Source organism: Ruegeria sediminis (genome assembly GCF_005938215.1).
GTDB classification, from domain to species: Bacteria; Pseudomonadota; Alphaproteobacteria; order Rhodobacterales; family Rhodobacteraceae; genus Ruegeria; species Ruegeria sediminis.
In genome coordinates this window covers 72132-94574 of the sequence record NZ_VCPD01000001.1, presented here as the reverse complement: position 1 = coordinate 94574, position 22443 = coordinate 72132, and the positions used below count along the sequence as shown (strand labels likewise).

The window sequence follows — 22443 nt, the reverse complement described above, 5'->3', positions numbered from 1 at the left end:
TTTCTGCACCGCAGCAAGAAAAGCCTTGAAATGCCGCGATGCAGAAAGCATATTCCACTCAAGCCGAAGGAAAACGGGGTGGGCCCGGATCCGGCGAAGAGGATTGAGACAATGGCAAAGACCCAAGATTTTACCGTGATCATGAAAGACATGATGGGTGCGTTCCCGGTGGACACCGCCGCTTTTGAAGGCGCATTCAAATCGACCGCAACCCTGAACGAAAAGCTGTCGGGCGTTGCTCTGGATGCAGCCGGCAAGTCGGCTGAGATCTCGAACAAGTGGACCAAAGACACCCTGGCCAAACTGGCCGAAGTGTCGAAAGCAAAGGCCGAGCCGGCAGACTACGCCAAGGCCGCAACCGATTTCGCAAGCGCCTCGGCTGAAGTTGCCGCCGAAAACATGGCCGCATTCGCCGAGATCGCCAAGAAGGTCCAGATCGAAACCGTCGAGCTGCTGATGGCTGCCGGCAAGAACATCAGCGAAGACGCTGCTGCTGCCGTCAAGAAGGCCACCAATGACGTGACCGCTGCTGCCAAGAAAGCAACCGCGGCCAAGTAAGAAAGCGCGAAACTGCACCCTCTCCTCCCAATCGGTGCAATCGCGAAGGGCAGATCGAAAGATCTGCCCTTTCTTTTTTGGCCGGCCGGTCCGGCAAAGCGGTCCGACCGGGGCGTTTTTCCGCGGGTTCCCGCGACGTAACTTGCGGCAAAGGCAACTCTTTCTTTTTCTGCTGCGCTCGCATAACCTATGCTGCAACGCATCATCCTTGGGGAGGCAAGAGGGTGTCGGAAAAGGAAAAACCGCTTCTGATCAAACGCTACGCCAGTCGCAGGCTCTACAACACCGAGACCAGCGACTACGTCACGCTCGAGGATATCGCGGGCTTCATCCGCGACGGGCGCGAGGTTCAGATCATCGACCTCAAGACCGGGGACGATCTGACCCGGCAGTATCTGCTTCAAATCATTGCGGAACATGAAAGCCGGGGCGAGAACGTACTGCCGGTCAACGTGCTGAACGACCTGGTGCGCAGCTACATGGTGCCGGGCGGGGGCATGATGCCGCAATTCCTGCAAAGCTCGTTCGAAATGCTGCGGGAAAGCCAGGCGAAGATGATGGAGAACATGAGCGCGATGAACCCGATGTCGCAGATGCCGGGGTTCGAGGCGATGCAGGCGCAGCAACAGGCCTTTCTCAAGGCGATGACCGGCGGCCTGTCCGGCAACTGGTCGGGGCCGAAAAAGGACGATGACGGGGACTCGGCCGAACAGGGCGAGGATCTGGAAGACATCAAGAAGCAACTGGCCGAGCTGCAGAAGAAGCTTTCCAAGCTGAGCTGAGGCCGACTATTCCGGAAGGCCAGCGCGGCGCAGGCCTTCCAGCCATTTGTCCTGGTCATCCTCGTACCGCACCGGCACGATCTGGCGCACCTGCGAGATGGTCAGGCCGGGCATCTTTTCCAGCAGCCGCGCGACCGAGGCCCTGGCTTCATCCTGCCGCCCCAACATGCCGAGCGCGGCGGCTTCCTGCCGCAGAAGCGAGGCGTAGCCCGGTGCTTCCTTCAACCCGATGCGGGCGTTTTCCAGGCATGTTTCATAGCGGCCCGAGACATAGGCGCCGATGCCGTAGCCGCCGCGCCAGAATCCCGCCAGCGGATCCCGCGGGCTGAGGGCGATCGCACGTTCGAACGAGGCCCGCGCCTCGTCAAAGCGGCCGGCGACGCCGTAATACGCGCCGAAATTGCCGAAGCCGGTCGCCAGGTTCGGGTTGACCGCGACTGCGCGGCCAAGATGGGTTTCCGCGTCGGCGAATTCCCGCGCGAAGAGGTTCGCCATGCCCAGCATCGCATGGGCGTTGGCGTTGTTGCGGTCGAGGCCAACGGCGATTTCGGCCTCGGCCTTGGCGGACAGGATCGCGTCGTGGGTGTCCCTGCGCCAGATGTGCAGCATGGCGATCAGGTCGCACAGGGCGATGCCGGCATGACCGTCGCACAGTTCCGGGTCCGCCTCGACGGCGTCCGACAGCAGTTTCCGCGCGGCGTCGTTGTTTTCCCTGGTGAACTTGCCCATGTGCCAGCGCGCCTGAAGAACCTTTTCCCACGAGGACAGCTTGTCGGGCCTTTTGGCGCGGGCGCGCTGCATCTCGGCGCCCATGGTTTCGGGGGCGACCGCGCCGACGATGGCTTGCGTGATCTCGTCCTGGACGGCGAAGATGTCGTCGATCGACCGGTCGTAGCGGTCGGCCCAGATATGCGTGCCGGTCGCGCCGTCGATCAGCTGCGCCGAGACCCGGACCCGGTTGCCGGCCTTGCGCACGCTGCCTTCGAGCAGGTAGCGCACGCCCAGATCCCGGCAGATCTGGTCCACGCGGATGGGCTGGCCCTTGTAGGTGAAGGTGGTGTTGCGGGCGATGACGAAGAATTCGCGGAAATGCGACAGGGCGGTGATGATGTCCTCGGCGATCCCGTCCGAGAAATACTCCTGCTCGGGGTCGGTGGACATGTTGTCGAAGGCGAGAACGGCGATGCCGGGGTTGTCCGGCCGGGGGCGTGACGGCGCCGGTGAAGCCCGGTCCGCGCTTTGGTCCGGGATCCAGTGATACAGGCGGATGGGCCTGTCGATGTTCTTGAGGTGGTGTTCGCCCGCATCCGCGAAATCGGCCTCGATGCGCCGGCCGATGCTCTGGTGGACGATGTCCGAGATGCAGATGCCGCCCGGATCCGCCTCGGCCTCGAGCCGCGCGGCCACGTTCACCCCGTCGCCGTAGATGTCGCGGCCCTCGGTCATGACGTCGCCCAGGTTGATGCCGATGCGGAGCCGCAGCGCCTCGGACGCATCGGCGCGGATCCGGTTCTGGATGGCGATGGCGCAGGACACGGCATCGACGACGCTGGCGAATTCGACCAGGGCGCCGTCCCCCATCAGCTTGACGATCCGGCCGGAATGCGCGGCGACCGCCGGGTCGAACACCTGCCGGCGGAAGGCCAGAAGCCGGTTGAGCGTGCCCGGTTCGTCCTGGGACATGAGGCTGGAATATCCAACCACGTCTGCGGCAAGAATGGCGGCCAGACGGCGGGGCATGGGCGGTCTCCGGACTTCAGGCGGAAATCGCCTGACTGTCCGTCATTCCAGCAGAAATCGGCTGCCTTGCCTACCGCAAAGGCGCGGATGTCAGGTGCCGAAGGCCTGCGCGGGCTGTGTCGCCTCGGCCATCGCATCCAGCAGGATGCCCGTGATCACGTCCAGTTCCTCGCGCGTGAGGCGCACCGGCAGGCGCACGTCGCAGGCGCGCATCAGCATGGCGCGGGTCCGCGGCAGTTCGACCTGCTCGGGCAGGAACTGCCAGTTCCAGAAGGCGCGGGCGTTGTCCTCGCTCAGGCCGAAAACCTGTACCTTGACGCCGCGCGCGTCGGCGGCGGCGGCGAAGGCGCGGGTTTCGGCCTCGTCCAGCCCGACGAGGTTGAACTGGATCGAATCCGGCGCGCGCCGTTCCGGCGCCAGAGGGGCGGGAACGTGGATATGGGGCGAGGCGTTCAGGCGCTCGGCCACGTAGTCATGATTGGCAAGGCCGTCGCGCACGCGGCGGGCCAGTTCCGGGATCTGCGGGCGGATCACCGCGGCGCTGAGGTTGTTCATGCGCAGATTGTAGAGCGGCAGCCGGTTCTGCCAGCGGGCAAAAGCCTGCTCCAGCTCAGGCGAGTTGTCGCCGTGCGGGCCCTTGTGCTTTTTCCAGTTGTGCTCGTAGGCGCCCGACATGATCACCGCGCGGGCGATCAGATCGGCGTCGTCGGTGATCATGATGCCGCCTTCGCCGGCGTTGATCATCTTGTAGGACTGGAACGAAAAACAGCCGACGCGCCCGATGGTGCCGATGTTGCGCCCGTGCCAGGTGGTGCCCAGCGAGTGGGCGGCGTCCTCGATCACGGGGATGCCGCGGGCGTCGCAGAGGTTCATGATCGCGTCCATGTCCGAGGTGTGCCCGCGCATGTGGCTGATGATGACGGCCTGCACCCCGTCGAGCTTGGCCGCGAAATCGGCCATGTCGATGCGGTAGTTCGCGCCCACCTCGCAGAGGACCGGAATGCAGTCGGCGTGAACCACCGAAGACGGCACCGCGGCGAAGGTGAAGCCGGGGATCAGGACCCGCGCGTCGCGGGGCAGGCCAAGCGCCTTGAGCGACAGGAACAGCGCGGCGGAACAGGAGGATACCGCCAGGGCGTATTTCGATCCCAGCAGCTCGGCAAATTCGGCCTCGAGCAGGGCGACCGGCGCATCCTGCGGGGCGGTGTAGCGGAACAGGTCGCCCGACTGCATCAGCGCGTCGATCGCCTCGCGCGCGGCTGCGGGGATGGGTTCGGCGTCATGGACGTTGGGGGGCAGGGTCATATTTGGGAATCCTGAATACTAACTTTTGAAAAGTTAAAACCATGCGGCGAATATGCCAAGCCCTGATCCGGGCGATCGGCAAAAAATCACGAAACCGTCGCTTTTGGGTTCAGACGCCCAGCCGGTCCCTGAGCGAGTACCAGGTCATCGCAAGCACCAGCAGCGGGCTGCGCAGGGCAGGGCCCCCCGGAAAGGGCGTGGAGGGGACGCGCGACAGGGTGTCGAACCCTTCGGCCTGGCCCTGAATGGCCCGCGCCATGAGTTGCCCGGCATGGGTCGCCGTGCCGACCCCGTGGCCGGAATAGCCCGAGGCGGAGAGGATGTTCGGGGCGACCCGCGCCAGAAAGGGCATCCGGCGCATGGTGATCGCCAGCGTGCCGCCCCAGGCGTAGTCGATTCCGACGTCGCGCAGATGCGGGAAAATCTCGGCCATCGGTTTGCGCACCTTGGCCGCGATGTCGGCGGGGAAGCGATAGCCGTAGCTTTCGCCGCCGCCGAACAGCAGACGTTTGTCGGCGCTGAGACGGAAGTAGTTCACCACGAATTTCGTGTCCGCCACCGCGATGTCGCGGGTCAGGACCCGGGCGGCGTCGTCACCCAGGGGCTCGGTCGCGGCGATGAAGTTGTTGATCGGCATGACCTTGGCCTCCACCTTGCGGTTCAGCGAGCCGAGATAGCCGTTGCAGGCGAGGATGACATGCTCGGCCACCACACGCCCCTTGTCGGTCCGCACGACCGCGGGGCGGCGTTCCTCGATGTGGTGAACCTCGGTCTCCTCGAAGATCCGGACGCCGGCGGCCTGCGCCGCCCGCGCCAGGCCCAGGGCGTAGTTCAGCGGGTGCAGATGCGCGGCGCCCATGTCCAGGTAGCCGCCCTTGTAGGCCGGCGAAGGGCAGAGCGCGCGCCCCGCTTCGGCGTCGAGCGGTTCGATCTGGTCATAGCCGTAGCGGGTTTGCAGATGCGCGGCATGGTCGTGCAACTCGCGGCATTCGGCGTCGCTGAACCCGAAATGGGCGATGCCGGGTTTCAGATCGCAGTCGATCCCGTGCTTCGCGATCAGCCCTTTGACGAGATCCTTGGCGTCCTCGGCCAGATCCCAGAGGCGGGCGGCGTCCGCGTCTCCGACCAGGCGCTCGAGGTCTTCCTGATCCATCCGCTGGGCGCTGCCAAGCTGTCCGCCGTTGCGCCCGGACGCGCCGAAGCCGACGCGATGCGCCTCGACCAGCACCACGTCCAGCCCGGCTTCGGCAAGGTGCAGCGCCGCCGACAGGCCGGTATAGCCGCCGCCGACGACGCAGACATCCGCCTTGGTCTCGCCCCTGAGCGGCGCCAGCCGCTCGAAAGGATGCGCGGTTGCCGCGTACCAGCTTGGCGGATGCTCGGCCCGCCGGTCGTTGGAATAGAGCAGATTCATCCTGCCCTCCTGCTTCTTGTCGGTATGGAGACGCCCTGCCGGCCTCAGACGTTCAGCAACAGGTGCTCGCGTTCCCAGGGCGAGATCACCTGCAGGAATTCCTCGTATTCGGCGCGTTTGACGATGCCGTAGACTCGCGCGAATTCCGGCCCCAGGACCTGGTGCAGCGCCTCGGCGCCGTCGAACAGGTCCAGCGCCTGTCCCATGACCTGCGGTATGTCGCCGTCGCCTTCGTAGGCGTCGCCGTAGAATTGCCGGCGGGGACGCCGTTCCTCCATCAGGCCGAGATATCCGCAGGCGAGAGAGACGGCGATGCCCAGGTAGGGGTTGCAGTCCATGCCTGCGATGCGATTCTCGATGCGCCGGCTTTCGGGGCCCGACAGGGGAACCCGGATGCCGGTGGTGCGGTTGTCGCGGCCCCATTCGAGGTTGATGGGGGCGGCCTGGTCCTTCACGTAGCGCCGGTACGAGTTTACATAGGGCGCCATGACCGCCAGACCTGCGGGCAGATGGTTCTGCAGCCCGGCGATGAAGTGATAGAACGCGTCCGTTTCACCGCCTTGCGGGCCGGAAAAGATGTTCTTGCCCGTGTCCAGGTCAACGATCGAGTGGTGGATGTGCATGGCCGAACCCGGCTCGTCCTCGATCGGCTTGGCCATGAAGGTGGCGAAGCAGTTGTGGCGCAGCGCCGCCTCGCGGATCAGGCGCTTGAAATAGAACACCTCGTCGGCAAGTTTCACCGGATTGCCGTGGCGCAGGTTGATCTCGAGCTGGCCGGCGCCGCCTTCCTGGGTGATGCCGTCGATTTCGAAACCCTGATGCTCGGCGAAATCGTAGATGTCGTCGATCACCGGGCCGAACTCGTCCACCGCCGTCATCGAATAGGCCTGACGCGCCGCCGCCGGGCGGCCCGAGCGGCCCATCATCGGCTCGATCTCCTTGGCCGGGTCGATGTTTCGGGCGACCAGGTAGAATTCCATCTCGGGCGCGACGATCGGGTTCCATCCCTGATCGTGATAAAGCTGCACCACGCGCTTGAGCACGTTGCGCGGGCTGAACGGGATCGGGTCGCCGTCGCGGTCATAGGCGTCGTGGATCACCTGCAGCGTCCAGTCGCCGGTCCACGGCGCGGCCGAGGCGGTCGAGAAATCGGGTTTGAGGATCATGTCCCGCTCGATGAACCCGTCCTCGCCGGCGGCCTCGCCCCAGTCGCCGGTGATGGTCTGGTAGAAGATGCTGTCGGGCAGGTGGAAATAGGTCTGCCGCGCGAATTTCGACGCCGGCACGGCCTTGCCACGGGCGATGCCGGGCAGGTCCGAGATGATGCATTCCACTTCGTCCAGGCGCCTGTCCTCCAGGTAGGTCCGGGCCGCTTGCGGTAGGTTGTCTGTCCAATCGGCCATCAGGCCCTCGCTTTCTTGAGGAAGTCAGCCATGTGGCGGCCGATTTCCGCGTTGTCGTTGGGGCCGTCCTGCCGGTTGGCAGCCGCTTGCAGCAGCGCATCGGGCACGACGCCCTCGCCGCGCGTGCGCATCAATCCCTTGAGGAATTCGTTGGAGAATTCGGGATGCGCCTGGACGGTCCAGATGGTGTCGCCATAGGCGACCATGGCGTTGCGGCAGAAGTCGTTGCTGCCCAGAACCTTTGCGCCCTCGGGCAGTTCGGTCACCTGGTCCTGATGCCAGGAGTTCAGCGTGACGGTCTTGCCGTTCAGGTCATAGTCGGTCTGGCCGACGGACCAGCCGCCGGTGAATTTCTCGACCTTGCCGCCAAGCGCCTGCGCGATGATCTGGTGGCCGAAGCAGACGCCGACCAGGGGCTTGCCGCTGTCGCGAATCTCGCGGATCAGGGTTTCCAGCGGCGGGATCCACGGGTGATCCTCGTAGGCGCCGTGACGCGAGCCGGTGATCACCCAGCCGTCCGCGTCCTGCGCGCCCTCGGGAAAGTCGCCGTCGACGACCGAGAAGGTCTGAAACGAAAAGCCGTTGCCGCCCAGAAGGGAGCGGAACATCTGGTCATAATCCCCCGAACGCTCGATCAACACTTCGGGGGCGTGGCCGGTTTGCAGGATGCCGATTTTCATGAGTCACCAAATTTGATCAAATTGAATCTAGCCGAGTCCGGGCGTTCGGACAAGGGGGTCATACCGCCTCGAGATAGCTCATCCAGTGCGTCTCGGACGGCCGGTCCGAGAAGCGCGCGATTTCCTGCCGCTTGGTCATGGCCAGGTAGCGGATCAGTTCGGCCGGCAGGATCCGCGCGATCAGCGGATCCGTTTCGAACGCCGCGACCGCCGAGGCCCAGTCGCGGGCAAGCTGCGGCAGGCCGTCGATCTCGTAGGCGTTGCCGGTGATCGGGGCGGGCGGCCGCAGGTCGTCCTCGATGCCGACCAGGGCCGCGCCCAGCACGGCGGCGAGCATCAGGTAGGGGTTGATGTCGCCGCCTGCGACGCGGTGCTCGATCCGGCGGGCGGCGGGAGCGCCGCCGGGGATGCGGATGGCGGCGGTTCGGTTCTCGTAGGCCCAGCAGGCCCCGGTCGGAGCATGGGCGCTGGGAACCAGACGCTCGTAGGAATTGCCGTGCGGCGCGAAGATCAGCGTGCTGCCGGGCATGGCGGCCAGACAGCCGGCCACCGCCGCGCGAAGGGTATCGGTGCCATCCGGGCCACCGTCGTCGAAGACGTTGCGGCCCTGATCGTCGAGGACCGAGAAATGCACGTGCATGCCGTTGCCGGCATCCGTCGGGTAGGGCTTGGCCATGAAGGTCGCGGCGAAGCCGTGTTTGCGGGCCAGCCCGCGCACCAACGCCTTGAACAGCCACGTATCGTCGGCGCAGCGCAGGGCGTTCTGGTGGTTGAGGTTGATCTCGAACTGGCCGATCCCGGCCTCGGATATGGCGGTCTGGGCCGGGATGCCCATGGCGTCGCAGCCGTCGTAAAGCTCGGTGAAAAAGGCGTCGAAGGCGTCCATTTCAGCCAGCGACAGCACGGCTTCGCTGGACAGCCGCCGCCGCGTGACGGGGTTGAGGGGCGGTTGCGGCGCGTTGCCCGAGGCGTCGAGCAGGGTGAATTCCAACTCGGTCGCGGCGACGACCGACCAGCCCCGCGCCGCGTAGCGGTCGAGCACCGCGGACAGGGCGTGGCGCGGGTCGCCGGCGAAGGGCGCGCCGTCATCGTCATAAAGGCACATGGGCACCAGGGCGGTCGGGGTGTCGAGCCAGGGCATGGGCACGGGACCGCGGTCGGTCGGCAGCAGGATGCCGTCGGCGTCGCCGGATTCAAAGACCAGCGGGCTGCCCGCGATGTCGGCGCCCCAGAGATCGACGTTGAGCGCCGACAGGGGCATCCGCACCGCGCCCTTGACCAGCTTGTCCGCATAGCTGGGCGGCACCCGTTTGCCGCGCATCTGTCCGTTGAGATCGCAGGCGGCGACGCGGAAGGTGTGCAGGGTGCTCAGGTCCATGAGGGTCTCCATCGTTCTTGGAGATGAGGTGTAGCCGAGGCTCGGCGGCTTGTCACGATATTTGATCAAATTATTCGGGGCGATGCTATTGGACCGGAAACGGGCGTCTGCCACGGGATTGTTGGGTTTGTACCATCATGTGCAGCAGGATCTGCCATTTTGTACAGGCGGGCAGGGCACCGTTCCGTAGGAGCAGAAGACGCAACAGTCGCCGGGCCGGGGCCGCAGCAAGGCTCCGCAATGCGCGCATTCGTAGAACCACTGGCAGGCGTCGGTCGGCATCCGCTCGGACCGGGACTGCCCGCATTCGGGGCAGGTGATGAGGGATTGCAGCAAGGCTTGGGTCATGGGAATCCCCGCCAGTCCTGTGCAGTGGGCCAGCGCCCGGGTTGCGGCATTGACGCCCGGGTCAGCCGGGCGAGGCCAGGCGTCCGTTTCCGGCCGGTTTCGGAGCGGGGGCGATGCTCGCCACCGCGGTTTCGGTGCGCCGCCAGTTCATGACCTGAAACGCGAGTCGGTGCATTTCGCGGGGGCCCGCGGCGGGGGTGATGCCCGCCTTGGCGGTTATGGCGACCGCCGCCGGCTTTGTTTCGGCTTCGGAAGCGGTATCAGGCATTTGTTGCCCGGATTGATCATCAACCGGCGCGGCGCTCTTGCCCTGCATTCGCCGCGCTTTTTCCAGGGCGGCCAGGATATCCGCGTCACCTGGCCTGAGACGCGACGCGGCCTCGAAAACGGCGACGGCCTGATCGACCTGGTCAAGCCTGAGCAGCACGCGCCCGAGCAGGTAGTGGACATTTTGCTGGTCCGGGATTTTCCGCATCAGATCGACGTAGGAATTCGCCGCTTCGATCGACCCGCCATTTCCGGATATCAGCGACCGGCCCAACCTGAGCCATGTCTTGAGCGACGCGGGATTGCGTTCGAGCGATGTCTCGAACTCGCGGCTTGCGGTGGCGTCGTCGCCGAGCTTGGCGGCGATGACACCGTGCCAGTAGCGCAGGTTTGCGTTGTCCGGCTGAGCCTCGACAAGCTGCGCGAAGCCGCGTTCGGCGGCGGCCAGGTCTCCGGCCCGGTAGAATTCGGTGGACCGCCGCGCCACGAAGGCCAGGCAGCGCCGGTCGAGTTTCCCCCGGAGGTTCCGGCCGCTTTTCGTGCTTAGAAGCAGCGCACGGTTCTTCGTCTCTTCGGATCCGAAAGCGTATTTGTAGGGTTCGTTGCCGCGCAGGAAATCGTATTTCCTGATGCCCTGCGAGATCGCATGGCGAATGGCGTAGGCGTGCAGGACCAGACCCGTGGGCGGGCCCTTGAACGTGTCGTCGCGGCCACCGACGATGAAGTTGTAAGTCTTCTTTCGATCATCGACCAGGATGGCGAAGGCGCACAGCGGGCGGTCTTCGTGCCAGAGCATCGGCATGAAGAGCGTCTGCGTCTCGAGGGCGTTCCTGAGGGTGCGGCGAAAGCTGTTGACGATGGCCTGCACGCGCTCGCCCTTTCGTTCCGCCCATCTTTCGGTCCAGAGCTCGATCAGGATTTCCAGATCGCGGTCGAAGGTTTCGCCGGTCGTGTGGGTGAAGCGGTAGGCATCGGATCCTTCGACCTGGCGCAGGAAGCGCCGGATCTTCTGGCGCGTGTTCGAACTGACGTTCTTTTGCAGGAACTCGTCCCAGTCGTCGGCGAGAACCGCGTGCGGGCAAATCGCGTTGTCGATGCCGTCGGAATTGACCGTGTTCACGGGCTTGAGGTCGAAATCCCTGGCCGAGAACGGGCTGAGGAACAGGCGGACGCGTTCGTCCGAGGCGGGCAGGTTGAGCAGGCGCAGGCGCCGCCAGTTCATCCCGAGCAGGGATTTGGCAAGCGCGGGAATGGCCTGGGTTTCGAATTCCGGCCTGCAGATGAAGCCGTTGTAGTCCGAGGTGTAGTTGCCGCTCAGGTTCAATTCGTTGTGGAATCCGCCGGATTCGTGTGCGGTGTTCAGCCGGACCGGAAGAAAGGCCACGTAGTCGGAATCGTCGTCGGGCGCGCGGACCCCAACCACCATGCCGCCGCTGCCCGCACCGGTTGCGGTGCCGAACAGCCATTCGAACGAGAGGAAATAGGTCGCTTCGGGATCCGCCTCGTAGACGGCAGTCCATTGGTCTTTCAACTCGGCAATGGCCGCTTTCGTTTCAATGAATTCAACTCGCACAGCTATACTCTCCACGGCGCCACAAAATAAGGGGCTGGGAGCAGTATAGAGATTCTTTCGGAAAAATCTCGCTTTCCTTTGATTCCCGCCGGTTGCCGCCGGAAATGTTGACGGGATGGAGACAATGACAGCGGGCGGCGACCGCCCGGCCGGAGTTTTTCCGGGGGCGAAACGGCCGGTTCCCTGGGGTCAGCGCGCCAGGTTCAGGCGGAAGCGCATCTTGCCGCGCGTCTCTGCCGGGAGATGGCGGTTCAGGCGGGTGTTGACCAGTCCGAAACCCCAGACGATCAGCAGCGTCAGCAGGATGAAGTAGAAGGCCAGGATCGGGTAGGGAACGAAGGGATTGAAGGTCTTGTCCGCGAAATAGCTGGCATAGTAGAGCGCGTCGCCGCGTTGCTGCCAGGCCGGGAAGGCGGAAAAGAACACCAGCGTGGTGGCGTGGAACAGGAAGATCGCCTCGTTCGTGTAGGCGGGCCAGGCCAGCCGCAGCATGGTGGGCCAGACGATCCGCCGGAACCGCGCCCAGCCCGACAGGCCATAGGCGTCCGCCGCCTCGATGTCGCCCTTGGGGATCGAGCGCAGCGCGCCGTAGAAGATCTCGCCCGAATAGGCGGCCGTGTTCAGGAACAGCACGATCAGGGCGCCCAGCCAGGCCGAGGTGAAGGCGTCGAACATCGGGTAGGATTTCTTCAGCGACAGGAAGAAGAAATAGGCGAAGAAGAACTGGATGAAGAGCGGCGAACCCCGGAAGACGAAGATGAACCACTCGGCCGGCTTGCGCAGCCAGCGATTGGGCGATGCCTTGCCGAGCGCCAGCGCGGTGGCCAGGAAGAAGCCGGTGGTCATGGCCAGCACGCCGAAATAGACGTTCCAGATCATCCCCGAGCCGATCAGGGTGAAATGTTCGCACAGGGTGAAGTCGCCCTTGGGCAGCAGCCGTTCGCCGATGCCGATCGAGCGCAGGCCGTAATCCTGGATGGTCTGCCAGCAGCTCATGCGGTGGTCTCCTTGCGCAGCAGCTCGCCGGCGGCGGTGGCCTGACCGCGGGACAGGCGGCGCATCAGCCGCTCGAGCCCGATTTCCGAGACGCGCGTCATGCCGAGATAGAAGAGCAGCAGGAACAGGAAATACCACATGCGCCAGTCGCCATGCGGGTAGGCGGTGAACTGGGACGTCTTGGTGCCGCCCAGCTCGCGGGCCCAGTAGACGATGTCCTCGATCCCCAGCAGGAACAGGAGCGGCGTGGCCTTGATCAGCACCATCCAGAGGTTCGACAGGCCGGGCAGGGCGTAGACCCACATCTGCGGAACGAGGACGCGCCAGAAGGTCTGGCGGCGGCTCATGCCATAGGCCGCGGCGGTTTCAAGCTGGGCGTGCGGGACGGCGCGCATTCCGCCGAACAGCACGTTGGCAGCGAAGGCGCCGAAGACGATGGCGAAGGTGATCACCGCCAGGAAGAAGCCGTAGGTTTCATGCACCCATTCCGGCGCGGAGCCGAGCGGCAGCTTGGCCGAGGGGCAGACCAGGAAGTCGTTGCCCTGCCGGATCGGATCGGTCCAGTCGGGGCAGAGGATCTGGTGCCGGGTCCATTCGAATGCCTGGTCCAGCGCGATCACGAAGAACAGGAAGAAGGCGATGTCGGGCACGCCGCGGACGATCGCGATATAGCCCTTGCCGAGCCAGCTGAGCGGCGGGAAATGCGACCGCGCCGCCATCGCGCCGACGAATCCGAAACTCAGGGCCACGGGCGCCGTGACGGCGAGCAGGACCAGGACCTTCACGAAGGACAGGTAGAACGACATGTGCACGCCGTTGGTCAGGTAGCAGGAAAACCAACGGAACGTGCCGAGCGTTTCGGGATCAGCGCAGAAGGAGAACATCAACGGGCCTTTTGGGCGTCAGATCGGTCCGGGCGGGCCGGGCCGATGGCGGGCCCGCGTCCCGGATGGGAGCGGGCCCGCGCAGGGTCGTCTTACTCGTAAATGGTGGCGTCTTCGCCGAACCATTTCCTGATCAGCTCGTTCAGCGTGCCGTCTTCCTTCATCGAGGTGATGGCCACGTCGAACTTTTCGCGCAGTTCGCCGTCCGATTCGCGCAGGCCCATGCCGACGCCGCCGCCCAGCGGCACGTCATCGCCCACGAACATCAGCTCGTTGTTCGATTCCGCGACCAGCGGCACCAGGTAGTCCTTGTCCGCGAAGACTGCGTCGGCTTCGCCGTTGCGGACCGCGGCGATGGTTTCCTCGGGCGTCGCGAATTCCACCAGGGTGGCGCCGCTTTCGGCCACGTAGCCGGCCTGGATGGTGGCGGTCTGCGCCGCGATCACGCCGCCGGACAGGTCGACGCCTTCGGAGGCCGCGACGAAGGCCGAGGCCGCGGGCGGGATGTAGTTCTGGGTGAAGTCGATGACCTCGTCGCGCTCGTCGGTGATCGACATGCCGGCGATGATGGTGTCGTAGTTGCCCGAGACCAGGTTCGGAATGATCGAATCCCAGTCGTTCTTGACCCATTCGCAGGTCAGTTCGGCGCGCTTGCAGAGCTCGTCGCCCAGTTCGCGCTCGAAGCCGTCAACCTCGCCGGCGTCGTTGATGAAGTTGTACGGAGGGTAGGCGCCCTCGGTGCCCATGCGGACGGTCTGGGCCATTGCCATGCCGGCGCTCATGGCCAGCACGGCGGTCGTCAGAATCAGGTTTTTCATCGGTTACTCCCCTGTTTGGTTCTGTCCTGATATTTATGCCGCCTGCGTGGCGGAAAGGAAGCCCTGAAGCCGCTCGGATTCAGGGGCGGTGAAGATGTCTTTGGGCGAGCCTTCTTCTTCGATAAGGCCCTGATGCAGAAAGACGACGTGGCTGGAGATGTCGGCGGCCATCTTCATGTCGTGGGTGACGATGATCATGGTGCGCCCCTCGGCGGCGAGGTCCTTGATCACCCTGATCACTTCCTGTTCCAGTTCGGGGTCGAGCGCCGAGGTCGGTTCGTCGAACAGCAGTGCCTCGGGCTCCATGCACAGCGCCCGGGCGATGGCGGCGCGCTGCTGCTGGCCGCCGGAAAGCTGCGCCGGGTAGACGTCGCACTTGTCGCCGATGCCCACCTTGTCCAGGTAGGCGCGCGCGCTCTGTTCCACCTCGTGCCGGTCACGGCCGAGGACGGTGAGCGGTGCCTCCATCACGTTCTGCAGGATCGTCATGTGCGCCCACAGGTTGAACTGCTGGAACACCATCGACAGGTTGGTGCGGATCCGCAGCACCTGTTTGGCGTCGGCCGGGCGGCGGCCGTGGCCGTTGCCGGTCCAGCGCACCGGTTCGCCCTTGAAGAGGATCTCGCCCTCCTGGCTGTCCTCCAGCAGGTTGCAGCAGCGCAGCAGCGTCGATTTTCCCGATCCCGAGGAGCCGATCAGCGAGACCACGTCGCCGCGATGGGCCGTGATGTCCACCCCTTTCAGGACTTCGAGGTGACCAAAGCTTTTGTGGAGGTTCTTGATCTCGATGACGGGGGCGGTGTCGGTCACGGGCTGTCCGGGCGTTGTTGGCGTTGTTGGTGCGGTACTAGGGCTGAAAACTCGGGTCAATGCAATGCGCAAATGAAAAGAACGGGCGGCGAATTGGCCAAAGTGACCAGAGGTCATGACCGAAGTGGTCAGGCCCCTGCCTGAATGGTCTCGGGGCCCGGCGGCGTCGGAACCGCGAGATAGGTCTCGGACGGGATGTCCACCAGTTGCCGGATGTGCAGCGTTTCGCGATCCGCGGGCGACAGATCGGCGATGGCGGCGCGGACCGCGGCGGCGACGGCCCGCGCGTCGCGGGCCAGCGCGGTGATGTAGGGCAGGGTCGGGGTGGGCGCGGTCCGCGCCACCTCGCGCAGGCGGACGCCGAGATCGGTGTGCTCCTTGAGCAGTTCCCAGGTCAGCGCGTCGAGCGATGCGAGATCCGCGCTCCCCCTGGCGACGGCCTCGGCCGAGCGCGCGTGGCCGCCGGTCTGCAGCAGGTCGCGGGGCCGCAGCCCGAGGCCGGACAGATGCGACAGGGGCGCGGCCCAGCCGGATTGCGACAGCGCCTCGTTGTAGGCGAAGGTGCCGGCGACCAGTTCGTCGAGCGCGCGGGCGTCGTCGCCGCGGGCCACGAAGACCGAGCAGTAGTGGCCGGGCGGGCAGCCGGTCAGGCCGTAATCCGGCGTGCCGACCAGCCGGACGCGGCCGTGCAGCCGGGTGCGGTAGGGCATTCCGCAGGTCTGCGAGAACACCATGCCGGGATCCTGCCAGACCTCCCAGTGGTCACGGTCGCGGGTCAGGGATTCGGGGCCCTGGCCCAGATGGGTGCGAATCAGCGTCCAGAAGCGGTCGTTGGCGGCCTGAAGGGGCGGCATGTCGTACATGCCGAGCATCGCCGTCATCCGCGCGCCGCCTTTTGCCGGGCCAGGGCCGAGTCGCGGTCGTTGACGCCCAGCAGGCTGACCACGAGGCGCAGCAGCGCGTCCTCCTCTTCGGCGCGGGCGCCGTCGGCCAGCGCCACGGACCACAGCGCCTCGACCACGGCGCGGCGGTCCTCGTAGGGCACGGCGTCCTTGATCGCGCGGGTGAAGCGGACGGTGTCGGGCGCCTCGGCCTCGAGATCCTCGGCGCGGGCGCGCAGGGCGGCGGCCTCGAACGGGCCAAGACCGTAGCGTTTGGCCAGGATGCGGTCGATCCGCGCCATTTCGGTGTCGGCGTAGTCGTTGTCGGACCGGGCGATGCGCACCAGCAGGGCGGTCAGGGCCAGCCGGGCGTCCTCGTCCGCCAGGGGTTCGGGCTGCGGCTGGGTGAGTCGGGTCAGGAAATCGCGGAACATGTAAAGGTTATAGGCCGCCGCTACCCGGCGTCCAAGCGGGCTTGCACCCGCGCGCGCGCCGCCAGGCTGTCATTGAAGCTGAGGCCCATGGCGATGCGGGCCTCTTCGACGATCTTCACCTCGCCTTCCTCGAACTCGCCGTCGGCCAGCACGACCTCCCACAGCGCGTCGAGCGCGGCGAGCCGTTCCTGCAGATCGGTGGTTTCGCGGATCAGCTTGCCGAACGTGTCGGTGTCCGGGGCGGCGGCGTGCAGCTTTTCGCAGGTGGCGCGCACCTTGGCGGCCTCGATCGCGTTGTGCTGGTAGAGCCGGGCGAGGATCTTGTCGATCAGGCTGATCTCTTCGATCTTGTAGTCGCGGTCCGCCTTGGCCACGCGCACCAGGAGCGCGCCGAGCGCCAGTTCGGCGTCGGGGTCGGGCAGGTTGCTCTGCTGCGGCGGGCGGAAAGCCTGGAAGAACTTTTTCAGCAGGGGCATGGTGAGTCCTCGTTCAACGGTCCACAAGGCGGGATCTATCCGTCATAGCCCTTGATGATCACGAGATCGCCGGTCGAGACCGGGTCGCGCAGGGCCTTTGCCTTCTGATAGCTTGCGCTTTCATAGCAGGCCAGCGCGTCTTCGTAGGACGGGAATTCGATGACCACGGTCCGGGCGCGCGCATGACCCTCTTTTTCCACGCGCTCGCCGCCGCGAACGAGGAACCGGGCCCCGTATTCGGCAAAGGGGGCGGCGTTGGCGGCGATGTAGCTCTTGTAGGTATCCATGTCGTCCACATCCACATGGGCGACCCAGTATCCTTTGGTCATTTCGGCCTCGCAACGTCGTTTTTCCGAACAAGGTGGCGTGAAATCGTGCCACGTGCAAGCGGGTAGGCGGCGGGGCGCGCGCAAAACGGGAAACTTGTCAAATCCCGGTGCTTGGCGCAGGCTTGCCAGCACGCCATCGTCATCGCCCAAGTACCGCGCCGCCGCTACGGGAGTTTTTCCTGGAACATCTTTTCCTGAATGTTTTCAACGTCATCCTTCCCGTCCTGATCTGCGCGGGGGTCGGGTACGCGCTGGCGGTGACGAAAGCGCCGTTCGATAACAAGGTGATCGGCGGAATCGTGTCCAAGGTCGGGTATCCGACGCTGATCATCTCGCACCTGTCGGCCACCCGGATCGACGTGGGGGCGTTCCTGGACATGATGCTGGCGAGCGCCGCGGCGATCGCGGCCTTCGGCGTTCTGGGTTTCGGGGTGCTCAGGGTCCTGCGCCTGCCGGTGCGCGCGTTCCTCACGCCGATGATGCATGGGAATGTGGGCAATATCGGGCTGCCGATCACGCTGCTGGCGCTGGGGAACGCGGGCATGGCCTATACGATGGCCTTCGTCGTGGTGGTGCTGGTGAGCATCTTCACCGTGGGCATGTGGATCCCCGCCGGGTCGTTTTCGCCCAGGCGCGTGGTGACGTCGCCGGTCATCTGGGCGGTGATCGTCGCGCTTGGCCTGCTGGCGACCGGAACGCACCTGCCCGAGCCGGTCGAGAAGTCCTTTGACATCCTGGGCGGGCTGTCGATTCCGCTGATGCTGCTGACCCTTGGCCACACGCTTGCGACGCTGCGGACCGGGTCGCTGTGGCGGGCGGTCGTGCTGACCGGGGTGCATGTGGTCATGGCGGTGGTCGTCGCGTCGGCGCTGGTCTGGGCGTTCGGGTTCACCGGCGTCGAGCGCGGCGCGCTGATCCTGTGCTGCCTGATGCCGGTGTCGGTCGCGACCTACCTGTTCATCGACCAGAACGTGCCGGAATACGCGCCGGACGTGGCCGGATTCATCCTGGTCTCGACGCTGGCGACCATCGTCGTCCTGCCGCTGGCGCTGTCGTACTGGATCTGAGCGGGAGGGGGCCGCACCTTGCCGGGACTGCACAGGTGTCCGTTGGCATTCGGCAGTGCCGCTGACAATGGGGGACTGGCGCGCGTGAGGACGAGGCCACGCCTTTCCCGGGAATGCGAAGAAGCTCCTGTTTGTTGCGGGTTTCCGGTACAATTGGCGGCAAGCCGGGGAGGGCCGTGACCATGAACTATGACGAATTCGCCGCTGCCGAGAAATCCGGCTGGTCGGAAGACGCGCGTGTCGATGCGTACGTTGATCTTTTCGCTCCGGTTTCGGATCAATTGATCGCCCCGCTGGCAAGCGCCGTCGGCGCCGCTCCTGGCAAGGCCGTCCTCGACCTGTGCTGCGGGCACGGGAACGCCTCGGAGGCGCTCGTCGAAATGGGAGCGACCGTCACGGGGTTGGATTTCTCGCCCGCGATGCTGGCGCGCGCGCGGCTCCGCGTGCCGAAGGCGACATTCGTCGAAGCGGACGCCTCTCGAATGCCGTTCGAAGACAACCGTTTCGATGCGGTCGTCTGCAATGTCGGGTTCGGTCACTTGCCCGACGCGGACGCCGTTCTCAGAGAAATCGCGAGGGTGCTGCGCCCCGGAGGCATTGCAGGGTTGACGTCCTGGCGCGAACCCGAGGTGTCGCCCACTTTTCAGATCCTGTTCGGCGCAGTGAAGACGTACGGGGATCCGACGCTGGCGCCGCCTGCGCCTGAGTTCCACTTGTTTTCCAAACGCGCCGACGCGAAGAAGGCGCTTGCCGCAGCCGGATTCACCAACCCGACATTCACCGACATAGACGCGGCTTTCCTGTTCTCGGATCCGGGCGGTTTTGCCGAGGTTTTCGAGAATGCCTCGGTCCGGGCGGCCATGCTGATCCGTTCTCAGGAGCCATCCGCGCGAAACGCCATTCGCGACGCCATGACCAGCAGGGTGCAGAAGGACTTCGGCGCGGGTGACGGCGTTTGGCGCGTTCCTTTTCCCGCGACCTTGGTGACGGCCAGCGTGTAGGGATACTGGCCGGCGAGACGGGGGCGACCCCGGGGTCAGGCCAGTTTTTCGACCAGTTCGAAGGTCAGCCCCTCGGGGCCCCAGACGAAGGCCATCCTGTAGTCGCGGAACTCCATGGTCTTGTTGCGCATCTCGACGCCGGCGTCCGTGAGGGCGCCGAGGGTCTTGTCCAGGTCGTCCACGGCAAAGGCGAAGTGGTTGAAGCCGATGGCGGACAGGTCGCGGATATGCTCGTTCTGCGGCGAGATGGGCCGGTGATACTTGAGCAGCTGGATGTCGAAATAGGGGTCGGCGTCCTTGAGGACCATGGTGATGTGCTCGGCCTCGATGTCCGGCACGCCGAGGTATTCCTCCATCACCGGGCCAGAGATGACCTTGCGCGAGAACTCCTCGAAACCCAGCGCCGAGAGAAACCGCTGAGCGGCGTCCACGTCGTTCACGACAATGGACATATGATTGGGTGTAACGGCCAAGACCTCCTCCTGTTGTTGGGACGTTGATGGAGACGGTTGTTTCCTTGGTACATGCTGACGCGGCTGGCACTTTCCATCAAGCCCTTGCTCCGTGATGGCGGCGGTTCTGCTAGGGTTCCTTCGGAGTTGCCGAAGTCATGCAGGGAAAAAACCAGATGATTGAGTCAATGCTTGCCGGGTTTTTCGCCATAAATGTCAAACCCGAGCACCGGGAGGCCTTTGTCGAAGCGGGCGTCGCCGTGGCGAAGGGCGTGATCGGCGGCGATCCGGGCGCCTTTCAGTTCCAGATGCTGGTGGACGCAGCCGATCCCAACCGTTTCTACTTTTTCGAGATCTATCGGGACGAGGCGGCGGGCAAGGCGCATATGGAGAGCGAGGTCTTCAGGACCTGGTGGAACACCGTTGAGCCCATGCTGGATCAGGGGGTCGAGACCGTCGCCACCATGCATACGGTGTTTCCGAGTGTCGGCGGCCTGGAGGCCCAGAAGGCGGGATTGTCGAACTGGTAGGTCCGAAGGGCGGCGATGACCCGGTATGGGCGGGCCGGTTCATATCCCCCAACGCCGCCGCGCCGGTTCAGACCAGGCGCGAGGTTTCCTTGGCGGCGCGGACGAAGTCCTTGAACAGCGGGTGCGGCTCGAAAGGTTTGGATTTCAGTTCCGGGTGGTACTGCACGCCGATGAACCACGGATGGTCCGACCATTCGACGATCTCGGGCAGGCGGCCGTCGGGGCTCATGCCCGAGAATTTCAGCCCGGCCTCTTCCAGCTTGTCGCGGTACTTAATGTCCACCTCGTAGCGGTGGCGGTGGCGTTCCTCGATGTCGCAGGTGCCATAGACCTGGGCCACCTTCGAGCCCTCGGCCAGCACCGCGTTGTAGGCGCCGAGCCGCATGGTGCCGCCCTTGTCGTCGCCGACCTTGCGGCTGACCTTGTAGTTGCCCTGCACCCATTCCTTGAGGTGATAGACCACCGGCTCGAACCGCTTCCGGCCCGCTTCGTGGTCGAACTCTTCGGAGCCGGCCTCGGCGATGCCGGCGGCGTTGCGGGCGGCCTCGATCACCGCCATCTGCATGCCGAGGCAGATCCCGAGATAGGGCACCTGGTGTTCGCGGGCGTATTGCGCCGCCTTGATCTTGCCTTCGGTGCCGCGTTCGCCAAAGCCGCCGGGTACCAGAATGGCGTGGAAGCCTTCAAGATGCGGGGCGGGGTCCTCGGTGTCGAAGATCTCGGCATCGACCCATTCGATGCTGACCTTGACCCGGTTGGCCATGCCGCCATGGGTCAGCGCCTCGGCGATGGATTTGTAGGCGTCCTCGAGCTGGGTGTACTTGCCGACGATGGCGACCTTGACCTCGCCCTCGGGGTTGTAGATGCGGTCGGCCACGTCCTCCCACCGTTCGAGGTTCGGTTTCGGCGCGGGGGCGATGTTGAAGGCGTCGAGCACCGCCTGGTCCAGTCCTTCGCGGTGATAGGCCAGCGGCGCCTCGTAGATCGACCTGAGATCCTGCGCCGCGATCACCGCGTCAGGGCGGACGTTGCAGAACAGCGCCAGCTTTTCGCGTTCCTTCTGGGGGATCGGGCCTTCGGAGCGGCAGACCAGGATGTCGGGCGCGATGCCGATCGAGCGAAGCTCCTTCACCGAGTGCTGCGTCGGCTTGGTCTTCAGCTCACCGCTGGCCTTGATGTAGGGCAGCAGCGTCAGGTGCATGAAGATGCACTGGCCGCGCGGCTTGTCCTGGCTGAACTGGCGGATCGCCTCGAAGAACGGCAGGCCCTCGATGTCGCCGACGGTGCCGCCGATCTCGCAGAGCATGAAATCGACCTCGTCCTCGCCGATCGAGATGAAATCCTTGATCTCGTTGGTGACGTGCGGGATCACCTGGATGGTCTTGCCCAGGTAGTCGCCGCGGCGTTCCTTTTCCAGCACGTTGGAATAGATCCGGCCCGAGCTGACCGAATCCGTCTTGCGCGCGGCCACCCCGGTGAAGCGTTCGTAATGGCCCAGGTCCAGATCGGTCTCGGCGCCGTCATCGGTGACGAACACCTCGCCATGCTCGAAGGGCGACATCGTGCCCGGATCCACGTTCAGATAGGGGTCAAGCTTGCGCAGGCGGACCGAATATCCGCGTGCCTGCAGCAACGCGCCCAACGCGGCCGAAGCCAGACCCTTGCCCAGAGACGATACAACACCACCAGTGATGAAAATAAAACGCGCCATGGCTTTTTCGGCTGCTCCCGTGAGATGTCATTATCAACTGCCCGGCGGCCCGAAAAAAGCCGCAGCACCACGGGACTTCACATATAAAGGATTCGCGCAAATTGCGCAAGAGAACCGCAAGATGCTGTTGCCGTTCTCCTGGATGTTTCTAGGTTTTGTGGATCAGTCGGCGCGCGGAACCAGCGGTGCGTCGTCGCCCTGAGCCGGCGGCAGCAGGTCGTCCGCCGCGGGAGCCGCGGGTGTGCTCTGCTCGGTTTCCTCGGCCGCCGGAACGCCGAGCCGGTCGATGACGGAGGTGCCCGAGGATTTCTTCGCCGCGATGATGGTCAGCGTCATCGAGGTCACGATGAAGCAGATGGCCAGGATCCAGGTCAGCTTGCCCAGCGCCGTCGCGGCCGCCCGGCCGCTCATGACGCCGCCGCCACCGCCGCCCATGCCAAGACCGCCACCTTCGGACCGCTGCATCAGGACGACGGCGATCAGGCCAAGGGCCAGGAGAAGGTGGATGATGAGAACGACGTTTTCCATGATCTTCCTGCGGAGCGTGGCGTGTATCGCGAGGTATCTATGCAAGTTTGTCCGGAGGGGCAAGGGAGGAGTTGGCGC

At 65.0% G+C, this 22443-nt stretch carries 24 protein-coding genes; 5 read left to right on the top strand and 19 right to left on the bottom strand.

Annotated elements, in window-relative coordinates; genetic code table 11:
* Positions 1-111 precede the first annotated feature (111 nt).
* Positions 112-558, top strand: a complete 447-nt coding sequence (locus FGK63_RS00470) for a phasin, PhaP (protein WP_138840415.1) — start codon at positions 112-114, stop codon at positions 556-558.
* 224 nt (positions 559-782) lie between these two features.
* Complete coding sequence (gene phaR / locus FGK63_RS00465; protein WP_138839638.1) at positions 783-1340, top strand: polyhydroxyalkanoate synthesis repressor PhaR; 558 nt, start codon at positions 783-785, stop codon at positions 1338-1340.
* 6 nt (positions 1341-1346) lie between these two features.
* Here the strand turns inward: phaR and FGK63_RS00460 are convergent, their stop codons facing one another.
* From FGK63_RS00460 to FGK63_RS00385, 16 genes are all read right to left on the bottom strand, one after another.
* Positions 1347-3080: an adenylate/guanylate cyclase domain-containing protein gene (locus FGK63_RS00460; protein ID WP_138839637.1), complete on the bottom strand. Its 1734-nt coding sequence runs from the start codon at positions 3078-3080 to the stop codon at positions 1347-1349.
* A gap of 90 nt (positions 3081-3170) precedes the next feature.
* Positions 3171-4385: a DegT/DnrJ/EryC1/StrS family aminotransferase gene (locus FGK63_RS00455; protein WP_138839636.1), complete on the bottom strand. Its 1215-nt coding sequence runs from the start codon at positions 4383-4385 to the stop codon at positions 3171-3173.
* A gap of 109 nt (positions 4386-4494) precedes the next feature.
* Complete coding sequence (locus FGK63_RS00450) at positions 4495-5799, bottom strand: NAD(P)/FAD-dependent oxidoreductase (RefSeq protein ID WP_138839635.1); 1305 nt, start codon at positions 5797-5799, stop codon at positions 4495-4497.
* Between the two features lie 44 nt (positions 5800-5843).
* The gene (locus FGK63_RS00445; RefSeq protein WP_138839634.1) at positions 5844-7202 is read right to left on the bottom strand and encodes a glutamine synthetase family protein; all 1359 of its coding nucleotides are present in this window, start codon (positions 7200-7202) and stop codon (positions 5844-5846) included.
* The gene (locus FGK63_RS00440; protein WP_138839633.1) at positions 7202-7882 is read right to left on the bottom strand and encodes a type 1 glutamine amidotransferase; all 681 of its coding nucleotides are present in this window, start codon (positions 7880-7882) and stop codon (positions 7202-7204) included. The genes FGK63_RS00445 and FGK63_RS00440 overlap by 1 nt, the downstream gene beginning before the upstream one ends.
* Before the next feature lie 58 nt (positions 7883-7940).
* Entirely contained in the window at positions 7941-9260 is a 1320-nt protein-coding gene (locus FGK63_RS00435) for a glutamine synthetase family protein (RefSeq protein ID WP_138839632.1), read from the bottom strand.
* Positions 9261-9395: 135 nt separating this feature from the next.
* Positions 9396-9608, bottom strand: a complete 213-nt coding sequence (locus FGK63_RS00430) for a GDCCVxC domain-containing (seleno)protein (protein WP_138839631.1) — start codon at positions 9606-9608, stop codon at positions 9396-9398.
* Positions 9609-9669: 61 nt separating this feature from the next.
* On the bottom strand, positions 9670-11406 hold the full coding sequence (locus FGK63_RS00425; protein WP_218961082.1) for a GNAT family N-acetyltransferase: 1737 nt from the start codon (positions 11404-11406) through the stop codon (positions 9670-9672).
* Between the two features lie 231 nt (positions 11407-11637).
* Positions 11638-12444 (bottom strand): ABC transporter permease, encoded by an 807-nt coding sequence (locus tag FGK63_RS00420; protein WP_138839629.1) that lies wholly within the window; start codon positions 12442-12444, stop codon positions 11638-11640.
* Positions 12441-13328 (bottom strand): ABC transporter permease, encoded by an 888-nt coding sequence (locus tag FGK63_RS00415; protein WP_138839628.1) that lies wholly within the window; start codon positions 13326-13328, stop codon positions 12441-12443. The genes FGK63_RS00420 and FGK63_RS00415 overlap by 4 nt, the downstream gene beginning before the upstream one ends.
* A gap of 92 nt (positions 13329-13420) precedes the next feature.
* Positions 13421-14146 (bottom strand): transporter substrate-binding domain-containing protein, encoded by a 726-nt coding sequence (locus FGK63_RS00410; protein WP_138839627.1) that lies wholly within the window; start codon positions 14144-14146, stop codon positions 13421-13423.
* A gap of 33 nt (positions 14147-14179) precedes the next feature.
* A complete protein-coding gene (locus tag FGK63_RS00405) occupies positions 14180-14956 on the bottom strand; it encodes an ABC transporter ATP-binding protein (protein ID WP_138839626.1) in 777 nt (258 codons plus the stop codon).
* Between the two features lie 128 nt (positions 14957-15084).
* Positions 15085-15837, bottom strand: a complete 753-nt coding sequence (locus FGK63_RS00400) for a phosphate/phosphite/phosphonate ABC transporter substrate-binding protein (protein WP_138839625.1) — start codon at positions 15835-15837, stop codon at positions 15085-15087.
* Complete coding sequence (locus FGK63_RS00395; RefSeq protein WP_138839624.1) at positions 15834-16271, bottom strand: tellurite resistance TerB family protein; 438 nt, start codon at positions 16269-16271, stop codon at positions 15834-15836. The genes FGK63_RS00400 and FGK63_RS00395 overlap by 4 nt, the downstream gene beginning before the upstream one ends.
* 20 nt (positions 16272-16291) lie before the next feature.
* The gene (locus FGK63_RS00390; protein WP_138840414.1) at positions 16292-16741 is read right to left on the bottom strand and encodes a tellurite resistance TerB family protein; all 450 of its coding nucleotides are present in this window, start codon (positions 16739-16741) and stop codon (positions 16292-16294) included.
* A 41-nt stretch (positions 16742-16782) separates the two neighbouring features.
* Entirely contained in the window at positions 16783-17076 is a 294-nt protein-coding gene (locus tag FGK63_RS00385; RefSeq protein ID WP_138839623.1) for a DUF1330 domain-containing protein, read from the bottom strand.
* A gap of 122 nt (positions 17077-17198) precedes the next feature.
* Here FGK63_RS00385 and FGK63_RS00380 point away from each other — a divergent pair, with 122 nt between their 5' ends.
* Positions 17199-18143: an AEC family transporter gene (locus FGK63_RS00380; RefSeq protein WP_246043879.1), complete on the top strand. Its 945-nt coding sequence runs from the start codon at positions 17199-17201 to the stop codon at positions 18141-18143.
* 182 nt (positions 18144-18325) lie between these two features.
* Positions 18326-19144 (top strand): class I SAM-dependent methyltransferase, encoded by an 819-nt coding sequence (locus FGK63_RS00375; protein ID WP_171052537.1) that lies wholly within the window; start codon positions 18326-18328, stop codon positions 19142-19144.
* 35 nt (positions 19145-19179) lie between these two features.
* Here FGK63_RS00375 and FGK63_RS00370 read toward each other — a convergent pair whose 3' ends face one another.
* Positions 19180-19617 carry a VOC family protein gene (locus tag FGK63_RS00370; protein ID WP_138839621.1) on the bottom strand — a complete coding sequence of 146 codons (438 nt, stop codon included), beginning with the start codon at positions 19615-19617 and terminating at the stop codon, positions 19180-19182.
* A 155-nt stretch (positions 19618-19772) separates the two neighbouring features.
* Here FGK63_RS00370 and FGK63_RS00365 point away from each other — a divergent pair, with 155 nt between their 5' ends.
* Positions 19773-20126, top strand: coding sequence for a putative quinol monooxygenase (locus FGK63_RS00365; protein ID WP_171052536.1), 354 nt, complete (start codon positions 19773-19775; stop codon positions 20124-20126).
* A 67-nt stretch (positions 20127-20193) separates the two neighbouring features.
* Here the strand turns inward: FGK63_RS00365 and FGK63_RS00360 are convergent, their stop codons facing one another.
* On the bottom strand, positions 20194-21837 hold the full coding sequence (locus tag FGK63_RS00360) for a CTP synthase (protein ID WP_138839619.1): 1644 nt from the start codon (positions 21835-21837) through the stop codon (positions 20194-20196).
* A 162-nt stretch (positions 21838-21999) separates the two neighbouring features.
* A complete protein-coding gene (gene secG, locus FGK63_RS00355; RefSeq protein WP_138839618.1) occupies positions 22000-22365 on the bottom strand; it encodes a preprotein translocase subunit SecG in 366 nt (121 codons plus the stop codon).
* Positions 22366-22443: the final 78 nt, after the last annotated feature.

Excerpts from the sequence above, each read along its gene's own strand:
- FGK63_RS00470 (WP_138840415.1), top strand. The coding sequence starts at position 112 with ATGGCAAAGACCCAAGATTTTACCGTGATCATGAAAGACATGATGGGT.
- FGK63_RS00415 (WP_138839628.1), bottom strand. The coding sequence starts at position 13,328 with ATGTTCTCCTTCTGCGCTGATCCCGAAACGCTCGGCACGTTCCGTTGG.
- FGK63_RS00440 (WP_138839633.1), bottom strand. The coding sequence starts at position 7,882 with ATGAAAATCGGCATCCTGCAAACCGGCCACGCCCCCGAAGTGTTGATC.
- secG (WP_138839618.1), bottom strand. The coding sequence starts at position 22,365 with ATGGAAAACGTCGTTCTCATCATCCACCTTCTCCTGGCCCTTGGCCTG.
- FGK63_RS00420 (WP_138839629.1), bottom strand. The coding sequence starts at position 12,444 with ATGAGCTGCTGGCAGACCATCCAGGATTACGGCCTGCGCTCGATCGGC.
- FGK63_RS00445 (WP_138839634.1), bottom strand. The coding sequence starts at position 7,202 with ATGGCCGATTGGACAGACAACCTACCGCAAGCGGCCCGGACCTACCTG.
- FGK63_RS00385 (WP_138839623.1), bottom strand. The coding sequence starts at position 17,076 with ATGACCAAAGGATACTGGGTCGCCCATGTGGATGTGGACGACATGGAT.
- FGK63_RS00360 (WP_138839619.1), bottom strand. The coding sequence starts at position 21,837 with ATGGCGCGTTTTATTTTCATCACTGGTGGTGTTGTATCGTCTCTGGGC.
- FGK63_RS00450 (WP_138839635.1), bottom strand. The coding sequence starts at position 5,799 with ATGAATCTGCTCTATTCCAACGACCGGCGGGCCGAGCATCCGCCAAGC.
- FGK63_RS00395 (WP_138839624.1), bottom strand. The coding sequence starts at position 16,271 with ATGTTCCGCGATTTCCTGACCCGACTCACCCAGCCGCAGCCCGAACCC.
- FGK63_RS00375 (WP_171052537.1), top strand. The coding sequence starts at position 18,326 with ATGAACTATGACGAATTCGCCGCTGCCGAGAAATCCGGCTGGTCGGAA.
- FGK63_RS00435 (WP_138839632.1), bottom strand. The coding sequence starts at position 9,260 with ATGGACCTGAGCACCCTGCACACCTTCCGCGTCGCCGCCTGCGATCTC.
- FGK63_RS00430 (WP_138839631.1), bottom strand. The coding sequence starts at position 9,608 with ATGACCCAAGCCTTGCTGCAATCCCTCATCACCTGCCCCGAATGCGGG.
- FGK63_RS00455 (WP_138839636.1), bottom strand. The coding sequence starts at position 4,385 with ATGACCCTGCCCCCCAACGTCCATGACGCCGAACCCATCCCCGCAGCC.
- FGK63_RS00400 (WP_138839625.1), bottom strand. The coding sequence starts at position 15,837 with ATGACGGCGATGCTCGGCATGTACGACATGCCGCCCCTTCAGGCCGCC.
- FGK63_RS00365 (WP_171052536.1), top strand. The coding sequence starts at position 19,773 with ATGATTGAGTCAATGCTTGCCGGGTTTTTCGCCATAAATGTCAAACCC.
- FGK63_RS00410 (WP_138839627.1), bottom strand. The coding sequence starts at position 14,146 with ATGAAAAACCTGATTCTGACGACCGCCGTGCTGGCCATGAGCGCCGGC.
- FGK63_RS00460 (WP_138839637.1), bottom strand. The coding sequence starts at position 3,080 with ATGCCCCGCCGTCTGGCCGCCATTCTTGCCGCAGACGTGGTTGGATAT.